This window comes from Thiomonas sp. UBA7699 (assembly GCF_002482605.1).
GTDB classification, from domain to species: domain Bacteria; phylum Pseudomonadota; class Gammaproteobacteria; order Burkholderiales; family Burkholderiaceae_C; genus Thiomonas; species Thiomonas arsenitoxydans.
Window position 1 is genome coordinate 18,257 of the sequence record NZ_DLGH01000038.1, and the last position, 11,987, is coordinate 30,243.

An 11,987-nucleotide genomic window follows, 5' to 3' on the forward strand; every position below is an offset into this window, starting at 1 on the left:
GCCATGAGTCGATTCTGGAGCGAAGTCGTTCACGGTCTGACCCCTTATGTGCCGGGCGAACAGCCGCGCATCGATGGGCTGATCAAACTCAACACCAACGAATGCCCCTATCCGCCCAGCGACAAGGTGCTGCAGGCTATTGCGGCACAGACCACGGGCGATTTGCGTCTGTACCCAGATCCGCAGGCCACCGGGCTCAAGGCCGCGATTGCACACCATCACGGACTGAAGGCCGAGCAGGTCTTCGTCGGCAACGGCTCGGACGAAGTGCTGGCCCATGCCTTCATGGCCTTGCTGCGTCATCCGGCGCCGTTGTTGCATCCCGACATTTCCTACAGCTTCTACCCCGTCTACGCCCGCCTGTATGACATCGAGACTCGCGAGATGGCGCTGCGTGCCGACTTCTCGATTGCGGTCGATGACTATCTGCAGGCCGGGCCGAATGGCGGCATCATCTTTCCCAATCCCAATGCCCCAACCGGTATGGCGCTGCCCCTGGCGGAAGTGGAACGTCTGCTGGTGGGCAATCCCGATTCCGTGGTGGTGGTCGATGAGGCGTATGTCGATTTCGGCGCGCAGACCGCTGCACCCTTGATTGACCGCTATCCGCAATTGCTGGTGATTCGTACCCTGTCCAAGGCCTGGGCGCTGGCCGGCTTGCGCGTGGGCTATGCGCTGGGCCACCCCGATCTGATCGATGCACTCAGTCGGGTGAAAGACAGCTTCAATTCCTATCCCCTCGATCGTCTAGCGCTCGCTGGTGCCACAGCCGCCCTGTCAGATGCCGCCTGGCTGGCGCAGACCAGCGCACGCATTCAAGCCAGCCGTGAGGCGTTGAGCGACGGCCTGCGCGCGCGTGGGTTCGAGGTGCTGCCTTCGCAGGCGAATTTCGTGTTCGCGCGCCACCCCGCACACGAGGGCGCAAGCCTGGCGGCGCAGTTGCGCGAGCAGCGCATTCTGGTGCGGCAATTCGCCCGCCCGCAGCGCATTGCCGACTTTCTGCGCATCACCATCGGCACCCCGCAGCAGTGCGAAGCCTTGCTGAACGCTTACGACGCCGTTGCGCAGCAGACGGCGGCGTCGCGCTGACGTTAGGATTGCGCCTATTGACCGCCGTATTGACCGCCGTTTTTGACGCCACTTTCCCATGCGCACTGCCCAGGTTTCCCGCAACACCGCCGAGACGCAAATCACCGTGTCCCTCAACCTCGACGGCACCGGCGTCTCCAAACTGTCCACCGGTGTGGGCTTCTTTGATCACATGCTCGACCAGATCGCCCGGCACGGGCTGATCGACCTCGACATCCAGGCCAAGGGCGATTTGCATATCGACGCGCATCACACGGTCGAAGATGTGGGCATCACGCTGGGCCAGGCGCTGGCGCGGGCCATCGGCGACAAGAAGGGCATCCGCCGTTATGGCCATGCCTATGTGCCGCTCGATGAAGCCCTGAGCCGCGTGGTCATCGATTTTTCAGGCCGCCCCGGTCTGGAATGGCATGTGCCGTTCACCCGTGCGATGATTGGTGAATTCGACGTCGATCTGGCCCACGAGTTCTTTCAGGGGTTGGTCAACCACGCCGCCATCACCGTGCATGTCGACAATCTGCGCGGCGACAACGCTCATCACCAGTGCGAAACCGTGTTCAAGGCTTTCGGTCGCGCCCTACGGGCGGCCGCCGAGCGCGATCCTCGCATGGGCGAGGTGATTCCCTCGACCAAAGGTTCGCTGTAAATTGGCATTACAGGTCCGCTCTTGTCTTTCTGTCTTTCGCGCTGTTCCCTGAAGTCAAACCGCCTCCTTTCCTGAATCGATGAAACGCGTTGCCGTTGTGGACTATGGCATGGGCAATCTGCGCTCGGTGTCGCAAGCCGTGGCGCATGTTGCCGCAGGTTCCGAGTTCGACGTGGTCGTGACCTCCGACCCCGCCGTGGTGCGCGCAGCCGACCGCGTAGTGCTGCCCGGCCAGGGCGCCATGCCCGACTGTATGCGCGAGCTGCGCGAGTCCGGCCTTCAAGAGGCCGTGTTGCAAGCGGCAGCCAGCAAACCGCTGTTCGGCGTCTGCGTAGGCATGCAGATGCTGCTCGATCACAGCACCGAAGGTCATGTCGATGGTCTCGGCCTGATTCCCGGCCGGGTGCAGCGCTTCGAGCTCGACGGCCAGTTGCAGCCCGATGGCAGCCGCTACAAAGTGCCGCATATGGGCTGGAACGCGGTGTGGCAGGGTCGCGATGCGCGTGGGGCGCTGCATCCGCTATGGGCGCAGGTGCCTGATGGCGCGGCGTTCTACTTCGTGCACAGTTTTTATGCCGCGCCGCAAGACGGCAGCCACAGTGCGGGCGAAACCGAGTATGGCGTGCGGTTTGCCAGCGCGGTGGCGCGCGACAATCTTTTCGCCACCCAGTTTCACCCCGAAAAAAGCGCCGACGCGGGGCTGATGCTGTATCGCAATTTTCTACACTGGTCGCCCTGAGTGCGATCGGTGATGCCGAGTTTCCTGTTTTGTTTCCTGTTCTGACCTTCCAGTTCTGATCTCTGAACTCTTTTCCACTGCCCTGACATCATGCTGCTCATTCCGGCAATCGACCTCAAGGACGGCCAGTGCGTTCGCCTCGAACAAGGTGAAATGCAAGGCGCCACGGTGTTCTCCAAAGATCCTGCCGCCATGGCCCGGCACTGGATCGACCAGGGCGCTGAACGCCTGCATCTGGTCGATCTCAACGGCGCCTTCGCTGGCAAGCCGCGCAATGCCGAGGCCATTGCCGCGATTCTCGACGAGGTGGGCGATGAGATTCCAGTGCAGCTCGGCGGCGGCATCCGCGATCTTGACACCATCGAGGCCTATCTCGACCAAGGCCTGAGCTTTGTCATCATCGGCACGGCCGCGGTGAAAAGCCCCGGCTTCCTGCGTGATGCCTGCAGCGCCTTTGGCGGGCACATCATCGTCGGCCTCGATGCCCGCGACGGCAAAGTCGCCACCGATGGCTGGAGCAAACTCACCGGCCACGAAGTCGCCGATCTGGCACGCAAGTTCCAAGACTATGGCATCGAAGGCGTGATCTACACCGACATCGGCCGCGACGGCATGCTCACCGGCATCAATATCGAGGCCACCGTGCGACTGGCCGAAGTGCTCGACGTGCCGGTCATCGCCTCCGGCGGCCTCTCAGGCATGGACGACATCGAAAAGCTCTGCGCGGTGGAAAGCAGCGGCGTCGAAGGCGTAATCTGCGGCCGCTCCATCTACACCGGCACGCTCGATTTCGCCGCCGCCCAACGCTACGTCACCAGCCGCTGACGCGGCCTGACGCGACTCTAGGCGTACCCATCATGCTGTTCAAACGCATCATCCCCTGTCTCGACGTGAACGGCGGCCGCGTGGTCAAAGGCGTCAACTTCGTCGGACTGCGCGATGCCGGCGATCCGGTGGAAATCGCCGCCCGCTACAACGCCCAGGGCGCGGACGAACTCACCTTTCTCGACATCACCGCCACCAGCGACGCCCGCGATCTGCTGCTGCACCAGATCGAGGCGGTCGCGTCGCAGGTCTTCATTCCGCTCACCGTGGGCGGCGGCGTGCGCACCGTAGACGACGTGCGCCGCCTGCTCAACGCCGGGGCCGACAAGGTCAGCTTCAACTCCGCCGCAGTGGCCAACCCGCAAGTCATCGCCGATGCCTCGGCCAAATATGGCGCGCAATGCATCGTCGTGGCCATCGACGCCAAGCGCCGCGCCGACGGCGAGGGCTGGGAGGTCTACACCCACGGCGGCCGCAAGGCGACCGGGCTCGACGCCGTGCAGTGGGCGGTGGACATGGTGCGCGCCGGGGCCGGCGAAATCCTGCTCACCAGCATGGACCGCGACGGCACCAAGATCGGCTTCGATCTGGCGCTCACCCGCGCCGTGTCAGACGCGGTGAGCGTGCCCGTCATCGCCTCGGGCGGCGTGGGCAATCTCGACCATCTGGCCGCGGGGTTTCTCGAAGGCCACGCCGACGCCGTGCTCGCCGCCAGCATCTTCCACTATGGCGAATACACGGTGGGACAGGCCAAGCAACATCTGGCAGGGCGCGGCATCGCCATGCGGCCCGATCTGGCGCTGTGAGCGTCCTGCGCAAACTGCTGGGCCAGGGCGGGGGTGGAACGCCTAAAATCCATTCCATGAACTGGCTTGATCAAGTCAAATGGGATGCCCGCGGGCTCGTGCCCGCCATCGCGCAAGACGCGCACACCGGCCGCGTGCTCATGTTCGCCTGGATGAACCGCGAGGCGCTGCAACTGACGCACCAACGCGGTGAAGCGGTGTATTGGTCGCGCTCGCGCCACAAGCTGTGGCACAAGGGCGAAGAGTCCGGCCATGTGCAGACCGTGCGCGATATCCGCCTCGATTGCGACGGCGACGTGGTGCTGCTGCAAGTGGAGCAGGCGGGCGGCATTGCCTGCCACACCGGGCGCGAGTCCTGTTTTTTCAACAGCCTCGATCACGGCCATTGGAAGGTGGCTGATCCGGTACTGAAAGACCCGGCACAGATCTATGACGGCGCGTCCGCGCATGGCCAGGTTGACGCGGCCGGGGCCGCCGATTCCAGCGCGGCGCTCGCGCGCGTTTACGCCACTATCGTCAGCCGCAAAGGGGCCGACCCGAGCGCGTCTTATGTGGCGCGGCTGTTTCACAAGGGTGAAGACGCCATTCTGAAAAAAATCGGCGAAGAAGCTACCGAGCTCGTCATGGCGGCCAAGGATGGCGAGGCGGAGAAAATTCTGTACGAGACCGCCGACCTGTGGTTCCACAGCCTGATCGCCCTGGCCCAGCATGGCCTCACGCCGCAGCAAGTGCTTGCCGAACTGGAGCGCCGGGAAGGTAGGTCGGGTCTGGTCGAGTTCGCCGCGCGCGCGGTCAACCCCTGAGCTCGGCGCCATGAACGATCCAAGAACCCTCATCGATCAACCCGGCCCTCAAGACGTCGAGGGTCTCAAAACGATTGCGCTGGTCGTCTATGTGTTGCAGGCGCTAAGTTTTTTCTGGGGTATCACGGCGGTCATCGGCGTAATCATCGACTATGTGAAGCTCGATGACGCCCGCGGCACCTGGGTGGAGAATCATCTGCGCTGGCAGATTCGCACCTTCTGGTGGGCACTGTTCTGGTCGGTGATCGGCTTTGCCCTGATCTGGGTTTTCGGCCTGGGGTTTCTGGTGCTTGCCGTGGTGTATTTCTGGACCATTTACCGTGTGGTCAAAGGCTGGCTCAAACTCACCGAGCGCAAGCAGGTGCGTCCTTCTCTCTGAATCTTTTCCCTCGCTGTTGCCGTCGCGCCATGACTGATTCCCAATGCATTTTCTGCAAAATTGCCGCGGGTGAACTTCCCGCCAAAGTGTTGTACCAGGACGAGGATGTGGTCGCATTTCACGACATTCACCCGGCGGCGCCCGTCCATTTCCTGATCATTCCCCGACTGCATCTATCGTCTTTGTTCGATGTGGGTACGGAGCATCAGGCTTTACTCGGTAAAATGTTGCAGCTTGTACCCCGACTGGCGCGTGAGCAGGGTTGTGATGACGGGTTTCGTACCGTCATCAACACCGGCCAGAATGGAGGGCAGGAAGTGTTTCACCTGCACTTGCACGTTATGGGCGGTCCCCGTCCGTGGAAAAAACAGGCCCCTTAATTTTTTTGCGGCGAAGGAGTAAATCATGGGCTCATTTAGCATTTGGCACTGGCTGATCGTGCTGGTGATTGTGATGATGGTGTTCGGCACCAAGAAGCTGAAGAACATGGGTTCCGACCTCGGTTCTGCGGTGAAAGGCTTCAAGGACGGCATGCGCGATGCCAGCGCAGATGACAAACCCGCCGAGGCCGACAAGCAGCTTGCCGCCGAAGCCAGCGCCAAGAAGGAAGCCATTGACGTGCAGGCCAAAGAGAAGTCGTCTTCCTGAAATTGGCCCTCACCGCGAGCCGGCAGCGATGCCGGTTTTTTGTCTTGCCCCGATTTTTTTGTATCTCTTTTGTATCTCTTTTCCTGCTCGGCTTGCCTGCTGAGCCATTGCTCCCACTGACCGCCCATGTTTGACATCGGAATGTCCGAAATCGGCCTGATCGGCGTGGTGGCCCTAGTTGTACTCGGGCCGGAGAAGCTGCCGCGCGTGGCTCGCACTGCGGGCAATTTGCTGGGCCGCGCGCAGCGCTACTTGGCTGAAGTGAAAGCCGAGGTCAATCGCCAAATCGATCTTGAAGAGCTGCGCAACGTGAAATCGTCCCTTGAGACCGCAGCGCAGGATATGAAAAAGTCGGTGAGCGACAACGTGGCCGAGGTTCAGGGCAGCTTTGACGATGCCTGGAAGGAAGCCACGGCGGGTCTGAGCGGCGAGGCCGAGCCTTCCATGGCCGATGGTTTTTCGTCCCCCAGTCTGCCCAGCCCGGACTATCCGACCAAGAAACGCAAAAAACTCTCGGGCAATACGGTTCCGCAGTGGTACCGGCGGCAGGCGCGCGTGCGCACCCAGGCCTTGTCGGGTGCGGCGCGCATGGCGCGTTACCGCGTCAAACGCTGATCTCCGTGGTGATCAGTGTGCCGATGCGGCGCCCCTTCAGCCTGTTCCATCCTCTCTTTGCAAACGAGTGCATCGCCTGTGTCTGACCCCAAGAAAACAGTGACACCGGACAGCCCTGAGGCCGAGCAGCCGTTCATCTCGCATCTGATCGAGCTGCGCAATCGACTCATCCGCGCCATTGCGGCCATCGGCGTGGTGTTCCTTGTGCTGTCGATCTACCCCGGCCCCTCGGGTCTGTTCGACCTGCTGTCCCAACCGCTCATCGCGCATCTGCCCAAGGGCTCGACGATGATCGCCATTGGCGTGATCTCGCCTTTTGTAGTGCCCATCAAGGTCACGCTGCTGGTGGCGTTCATGATCGCCTTGCCTGCAGTGCTCTATCAGGTCTGGGCCTTTGTTGCGCCCGGTCTCTACACCCATGAAAAGCGGTTGGTCATGCCGCTGATCATCAGCAGCACGCTGTTGTTTTATATGGGGGTGGCGTTTTGCTACTTCTTCGTGTTCGGGCGCTTGTTCACCTTCATTCAGGGGTTTGCCCCGAAAGTGATCACCGCCGCCCCGGACATCGAGGCGTACTTGAGTTTCATGCTGACCATGTTCATGGCGTTCGGCACCGCGTTCGAGGTGCCGGTGGTACTCATGGTGCTGGTGCGCTTCGGGCTGGTGACGGTTGAGCAGCTCAAATCCTGGCGCAGCTATTTCATCGTGGTGGCGTTCATCGTGGCGGCTATCGTCACGCCGCCGGATGTAGTGTCGCAGACTTCATTGGCGCTGTCGATGATTCTGCTGTTCGAGGTCGGCATTCTCGCGGCGAAGTATCTGGTCAAGTACTCGGCGCCACCTTCCGACGAAGAGAAAGACGCGCAGTCGCCAGCAGCCTGAGCACTGCGCAGATCTCTTTTTTCTCTCAGGGCAGCACGCCTTCTCCGTCTTCAGCGGGCGGCGTCTGGCCGATGTTCTGCGGTCGGGTGCCGATGCGGACCTGCAGCGTGGTGGCCTTGCCGCCGCGCAGCACCTTAATCGCGGCTTCGCTTCCGGGTTTGAGCGCGGCCACGGCATTGAGCAGTTGGCCCGTATTGACCACCGGCTTGCCCGCCACATCGAGCACCACATCGCCGGGGCGCACGCCCGCCTCGTCAGCCGGGCCTTTGCGCAGCACGCCGATGATCACCACGCCTTCCGGATGCGGCAGATTCAGGGTGCGCGCGAGCTGATCGGTCACATCCTGAGGTTCGACGCCGATCCAGCCGCGAACCACCTGTCCGGTGCTGATGAGTTGCTGCATGACATTGCGCGCCGTTGAGACCGGTACGGCGAAGCCGATGCCCAGCGAGCCGCCGCTGCGCGAGAAGATGGCGGTGTTGATGCCGATGAGGTTGCCGTTGGCGTCCACCAGCGCTCCGCCGGAGTTCCCGGGGTTGATGGCGGCGTCGGTCTGGATGAAATTCTCGAAGGTGTTGATGCCCAGCTGGGTGCGGCCCAGCGCGCTGATGATGCCCTGCGTGACCGTCTGGCCCACGCCGAACGGATAGCCGATGGCCAGCACCACATCGCCCACATGCGCGTTGGCATCGCTGCCGAATGTGATGACCGGTAGCTTGTTCAGCCCGATGCGCAGCACCGCGAGATCGGTATCGGGATCGCGCCCGACCAGGGTGGCCCGGGCTTCGCGTCCATCGGACAGCTTGACTTCGATCTGGTCCGCGCCTTCGATGACGTGGTTGTTGGTGAGGATGTAGCCGTCCGGGCTGACGATCACGCCCGAGCCGAGGCCGACAGTCGGCTGGCGGCTGCCCTGAAACTGGCGCAGCCAAGGGTCACGGCCCGGCAGACGGCGCGGAGCCTTCGAGGTGGTGATGGAGACGACGGCCGGCATGGCCTTGAGCGCCGCGGCGCTATAGCTTCCCGCGGCGGGCGCAGCGGTAGGCGCGGCCGGGGCGTCCTGAATGGTGACGACAGCTGGCGCGCTCGCCAGCATGGAAACCGGGGCGCCGAAACGCACCCATTCCGGCTTGAGAGTGGAGACGACGAACAGCGCGGCGAGCGCAATCGTCACAGTCTGGGAAAATAGCAGCCAGAGGCGTCGCATACAGAGACCGAGTGAGGAGATGTCTCCCCACATGGCGGCGCGTCATCACGCTTCAAGGCCACCATGCGCAGAGACCATTTGCAGGGCGAAATCGACACTTATCTCGATTGCGCGCGTTTTACCGATTATTGCCCAAACGGCCTGCAGGTCGAGGGTCGGGAAGAGATTGCGCGCATTGTCACCGGCGTCACGGCAAGCCTGGCGCTGATCGAGCGCGCCATCGCGCTGCGGGCCGATGCGCTGCTGGTGCATCATGGCCATTTCTGGCGCGGAGAAGATCCACGCATCATCCGCCAGAAGCGCAAACGCCTGGGGCTGCTGCTCGCTGCCGATCTCAACCTGTTCGCCTATCACCTGCCGCTCGACGCGCATGGCGAAGTCGGCAACAACGTCATGCTGGCGCGGCGACTGGGCTGGTCGGTACAGGGCCGCTTCGGCAAACAGCAACTGGGCTGTCTGGGCAGCGCGCCGCAAGCGACCATCGGCCAACTCGCGCAGGCCGTTGCGCGCGATCTGGGGCGCACGCCCCTGGTGGTGGGCGAGGCCGATGCGCCTGTCGGGACATTGGCCTGGTGCACCGGCGGCGCGCAGGACTGGATCGAAGACGCCTGGGCCGCGGGGGCACGCACCTTTGTCAGTGGCGAAATTTCCGAACCCACGGCGCATTTCGCGCGTGAAATGGGCATCACTTATCTGGCCTGCGGCCACCATGCCACCGAGCGCGACGGCATTCGTGCGCTCGGCGACCATCTGGCCGCTCACTACGGACTCGACCATGTCTTCATCGACCTCGACAACCCCGCCTGAATCCACGCCCAGCCGCCCGATCGCCCTGACTATGGGCGACCCCTGCGGCATCGGCCCCGAAACCCTCGTGCGGGCTTTTGCGCAAGGCGAGGCGAATGAGTGCGTGGTTTACGGCGACGCGGCTTGGCTGGCCCGTGCGGCGCGCACCCTGCGGTTTTCACCCGACAGCAGCCGTCCGGCCATCGTGGAACTCGACGAGCTGGCCGAGTGGAAGGAGGTTCCGCACGGGGTCATTCCCGTGCTGCCCATCGTCGCGCTGCCTGCCGATCTCGTCATCGGGCAGGTGGACGCCCGCGCGGGTGCGGCTGCCTACGCGTGCATCGAAGCCGCGGCCCAAGACGCCCTTGCGGGTCGGGTAGCCGCCGTGGTGACGGCGCCCATCCACAAAGCGGCGCTGCATGCCGCGGGCGTGAACTTTCCCGGGCATACCGAAATCCTGCAGCACATGGCGGGCGGCGTACCCGTGCGCATGATGCTGGCCAACGAGCAACTCAAGACCGTGCTGGTGACTGTGCACATGGCCTTGCGGCAAGCCATCGATGCGGTGACGACCGAAGCCGTTTTGCAGACCTTGCGCATCGCCCATCAGGCTGCCCGTGGCTGGGGGCTGGCGCAGCCGCGCATCGCCGTTGCCGGACTGAATCCGCACGCGGGCGAGTCCGGGCTGTTCGGCGACGAGGAAGAGCGGATCATCGCCCCGGCGATCGCTCAGGCGCGCAGCGAGGGCATTGCCGCCAGCGGGCCTTACCCGCCTGATACCGTGTTCATGCGCGCGCGTCACGCACCGCCCGAGCACCCGGGCGCCTTCGACATCGTGGTGGCGATGTATCACGATCAGGGCCTGATTCCGGTGAAGTATCTCGGCGTGGAGCAGGGCGTAAACGTCACGCTGGGGCTGCCCTTTGTACGGACCAGCCCCGATCACGGTACGGCGTTCGACATCGCCGGACGCGACCAAGCCGACCCCTCCAGCCTGATTGCGGCCATTCGCATGGCCCGCGATCTTGCCGTACTGCACTGAGAGCGCCCCCAGACCTGCCGCGTTCGCGTCTGGCTCCCGAGAGGGGGATGAGGCCCGCGGCTTCAAGCTGCCCTGCGGCAGCTTGAAAGGAGCCTGTTGGGCCGAGCGAAAAATTGACCCGGGTGTTCCACCTACCCTGCTGCTTTTTTAGGCGCGGGGGCAGGAGTGATCACCATGGACATGATTGGCAAGGTCCGGCGGTTGCATTTCCGCCAGCACAACGCTCTGTGCCGCGCCCGACGCAGCTTGCCTCAAGGATCCAAGCCCGCCCACCAAAAGCCAACTCTAAGCAAAAACCGTAGACTTATTGCCATCCGGCTGCCCAGCAGTCGCCCTCAGACCCCGGGTCAAAATTGAATCGGCACGGTGGGTCAAAATTCCATCGGCACGAACAACTCGGCACCCCTCCATCAGTTTGACCATGTCCCAAGCTCTCGATTCTGCGGTTCAGGCCGCGCTGCAAACCCTTCAAGACCCGCAAACCGGCGCTTCGCTGGTCGCGGAAAAAGCCATCAAAAACTTGCGCGTGGACGGCGGCGACGTGTCGCTCGAAGTTGAACTCGGCTACCCCGCGCGCAGCCTGCATGCCGATTTGCAAAAGCAAGTCATCGCCGCGCTGCGCGCCGTGCCGGGGGTGCAGAACGTCTCGGTGGCGGTGCGCAGCCGGGTGGTGTCGCACGCGGTGCAGCGCGGGCTCAAACCCCTGCCGGAAGTGAAGAACATCATCGCGGTGGCCTCGGGCAAAGGCGGGGTGGGTAAGAGCACCACCGCGGCCAACCTTGCGCTAGCGCTAGCGGCGGAGGGCGCCCGTGTCGGCCTGCTTGACGCCGACATCTACGGCCCTTCGCAGCCCATGATGATGGGCGTTTCCGGCCAGCCGCAAAGCCGCGACGGCCAGAACATGGAGCCGCTGGAAAACTACGGCGTGCAGATCATGTCCATCGGCTTTCTGATTGAGGCCGACAACCCCATGATCTGGCGCGGCCCCATGGCCACGCAGGCTCTCGAACAACTGCTGCGCCAGACCGCGTGGCAAGACCTCGACTACCTCATCGTGGACATGCCTCCGGGCACCGGCGACATTCAACTGACCCTGAGCCAGCGTGTGCCGCTGACCGGCGCCATCATCGTTACCACTCCGCAAGACATCGCTCTGCTCGATGCGCGCAAAGGCCTGAAGATGTTCGAGAAAGTGGGCGTGCCCATTCTCGGCATCGTCGAAAACATGGCGATGCATGTGTGCTCCAACTGCGGTCATGTCGAGCACATCTTCGGCGCGGGCGGCGGCGAAAAGATGAGCCTTGATTTCAAGGTGGATTATCTCGGCGGCCTGCCGCTGGACATCCGCATCCGCGAACAGGCCGACAGCGGCCGTCCCACCGTGGTGGCCGACCCGGAGGGCGCCATCGCCCAGAGCTACAAATCCATCGCCCGCGCCGTGGCAGTGAAAGTCGCGCGGCAAGGCCGCGACTACACCGCCAAGTTCCCGACCATCAGCGTGCAGAACAGCTGAACCTCTG

General features: G+C 63.3%; 15 protein-coding genes. 14 read left to right on the top strand and 1 reads right to left on the bottom strand.

What is annotated here, in order from left to right:
• The first annotated feature begins 3 nt into the window (after positions 1-3).
• From hisC to tatC, 11 genes are all read left to right on the top strand, one after another.
• Positions 4-1,089 carry a histidinol-phosphate transaminase gene (gene hisC, locus B3H47_RS15135; RefSeq protein WP_286987886.1) on the top strand — a complete coding sequence of 362 codons (1,086 nt, stop codon included), beginning with the start codon at positions 4-6 and terminating at the stop codon, positions 1,087-1,089.
• Between the two features lie 58 nt (positions 1,090-1,147).
• A complete protein-coding gene (gene hisB, locus B3H47_RS15140) occupies positions 1,148-1,735 on the top strand; it encodes an imidazoleglycerol-phosphate dehydratase HisB (RefSeq protein ID WP_013105156.1) in 588 nt (195 codons plus the stop codon).
• Positions 1,736-1,814: 79 nt separating this feature from the next.
• Complete coding sequence (gene hisH, locus B3H47_RS15145; protein ID WP_286730915.1) at positions 1,815-2,474, top strand: imidazole glycerol phosphate synthase subunit HisH; 660 nt, start codon at positions 1,815-1,817, stop codon at positions 2,472-2,474.
• Positions 2,475-2,564: 90 nt separating this feature from the next.
• Positions 2,565-3,299, top strand: coding sequence for a 1-(5-phosphoribosyl)-5-[(5-phosphoribosylamino)methylideneamino]imidazole-4-carboxamide isomerase (hisA, locus tag B3H47_RS15150; protein WP_013105158.1), 735 nt, complete (start codon positions 2,565-2,567; stop codon positions 3,297-3,299).
• Between the two features lie 32 nt (positions 3,300-3,331).
• Complete coding sequence (gene hisF, locus B3H47_RS15155) at positions 3,332-4,105, top strand: imidazole glycerol phosphate synthase subunit HisF (protein ID WP_286987887.1); 774 nt, start codon at positions 3,332-3,334, stop codon at positions 4,103-4,105.
• Positions 4,106-4,152: 47 nt separating this feature from the next.
• Positions 4,153-4,908, top strand: coding sequence for a bifunctional phosphoribosyl-AMP cyclohydrolase/phosphoribosyl-ATP diphosphatase HisIE (gene hisIE, locus B3H47_RS15160; protein WP_286987906.1), 756 nt, complete (start codon positions 4,153-4,155; stop codon positions 4,906-4,908).
• Positions 4,909-4,918: 10 nt separating this feature from the next.
• A complete protein-coding gene (locus B3H47_RS15165) occupies positions 4,919-5,287 on the top strand; it encodes a DUF4870 family protein (RefSeq protein WP_156053198.1) in 369 nt (122 codons plus the stop codon).
• A 29-nt stretch (positions 5,288-5,316) separates the two neighbouring features.
• Positions 5,317-5,667 (top strand): histidine triad nucleotide-binding protein, encoded by a 351-nt coding sequence (locus B3H47_RS15170; RefSeq protein ID WP_013105161.1) that lies wholly within the window; start codon positions 5,317-5,319, stop codon positions 5,665-5,667.
• Between the two features lie 25 nt (positions 5,668-5,692).
• Complete coding sequence (gene tatA / locus B3H47_RS15175; RefSeq protein WP_013105162.1) at positions 5,693-5,935, top strand: Sec-independent protein translocase subunit TatA; 243 nt, start codon at positions 5,693-5,695, stop codon at positions 5,933-5,935.
• Positions 5,936-6,061: 126 nt separating this feature from the next.
• Positions 6,062-6,550, top strand: coding sequence for a Sec-independent protein translocase protein TatB (tatB, locus tag B3H47_RS15180; RefSeq protein WP_013105163.1), 489 nt, complete (start codon positions 6,062-6,064; stop codon positions 6,548-6,550).
• 78 nt (positions 6,551-6,628) lie between these two features.
• On the top strand, positions 6,629-7,432 hold the full coding sequence (gene tatC / locus B3H47_RS15185; RefSeq protein WP_013105164.1) for a twin-arginine translocase subunit TatC: 804 nt from the start codon (positions 6,629-6,631) through the stop codon (positions 7,430-7,432).
• Positions 7,433-7,457: 25 nt separating this feature from the next.
• Here the strand turns inward: tatC and B3H47_RS15190 are convergent, their stop codons facing one another.
• Entirely contained in the window at positions 7,458-8,639 is a 1,182-nt protein-coding gene (locus tag B3H47_RS15190; protein WP_286987888.1) for a S1C family serine protease, read from the bottom strand.
• A gap of 63 nt (positions 8,640-8,702) precedes the next feature.
• Between B3H47_RS15190 and B3H47_RS15195 the strand changes: the two genes are divergently transcribed.
• The 3 genes from B3H47_RS15195 (at position 8,703) to apbC (ending at position 11,980) form a co-directional block, all read left to right on the top strand.
• Positions 8,703-9,446 carry a Nif3-like dinuclear metal center hexameric protein gene (locus tag B3H47_RS15195; protein ID WP_286987889.1) on the top strand — a complete coding sequence of 248 codons (744 nt, stop codon included), beginning with the start codon at positions 8,703-8,705 and terminating at the stop codon, positions 9,444-9,446.
• On the top strand, positions 9,415-10,467 hold the full coding sequence (gene pdxA, locus B3H47_RS15200; RefSeq protein WP_286987890.1) for a 4-hydroxythreonine-4-phosphate dehydrogenase PdxA: 1,053 nt from the start codon (positions 9,415-9,417) through the stop codon (positions 10,465-10,467). The genes B3H47_RS15195 and pdxA overlap by 32 nt, the downstream gene beginning before the upstream one ends.
• Before the next feature lie 421 nt (positions 10,468-10,888).
• A complete protein-coding gene (gene apbC / locus B3H47_RS15205) occupies positions 10,889-11,980 on the top strand; it encodes an iron-sulfur cluster carrier protein ApbC (protein WP_286987891.1) in 1,092 nt (363 codons plus the stop codon).
• The last annotated feature ends 7 nt before the right edge of the window (positions 11,981-11,987 follow it).

Coding starts and splice junctions, on each gene's coding strand:
- hisC (WP_286987886.1), top strand. CDS start 4: ATGAGTCGATTCTGGAGCGAAGTCGTTCACGGTCTGACCCCTTATGTG.
- hisB (WP_013105156.1), top strand. CDS start 1,148: ATGCGCACTGCCCAGGTTTCCCGCAACACCGCCGAGACGCAAATCACC.
- hisH (WP_286730915.1), top strand. CDS start 1,815: ATGAAACGCGTTGCCGTTGTGGACTATGGCATGGGCAATCTGCGCTCG.
- hisA (WP_013105158.1), top strand. CDS start 2,565: ATGCTGCTCATTCCGGCAATCGACCTCAAGGACGGCCAGTGCGTTCGC.
- hisF (WP_286987887.1), top strand. CDS start 3,332: ATGCTGTTCAAACGCATCATCCCCTGTCTCGACGTGAACGGCGGCCGC.
- B3H47_RS15165 (WP_156053198.1), top strand. CDS start 4,919: ATGAACGATCCAAGAACCCTCATCGATCAACCCGGCCCTCAAGACGTC.
- B3H47_RS15170 (WP_013105161.1), top strand. CDS start 5,317: ATGACTGATTCCCAATGCATTTTCTGCAAAATTGCCGCGGGTGAACTT.
- tatA (WP_013105162.1), top strand. CDS start 5,693: ATGGGCTCATTTAGCATTTGGCACTGGCTGATCGTGCTGGTGATTGTG.
- tatB (WP_013105163.1), top strand. CDS start 6,062: ATGTTTGACATCGGAATGTCCGAAATCGGCCTGATCGGCGTGGTGGCC.
- B3H47_RS15190 (WP_286987888.1), bottom strand. CDS start 8,639: ATGCGACGCCTCTGGCTGCTATTTTCCCAGACTGTGACGATTGCGCTC.
- B3H47_RS15195 (WP_286987889.1), top strand. CDS start 8,703: ATGCGCAGAGACCATTTGCAGGGCGAAATCGACACTTATCTCGATTGC.
- pdxA (WP_286987890.1), top strand. CDS start 9,415: ATGTCTTCATCGACCTCGACAACCCCGCCTGAATCCACGCCCAGCCGC.
- apbC (WP_286987891.1), top strand. CDS start 10,889: ATGTCCCAAGCTCTCGATTCTGCGGTTCAGGCCGCGCTGCAAACCCTT.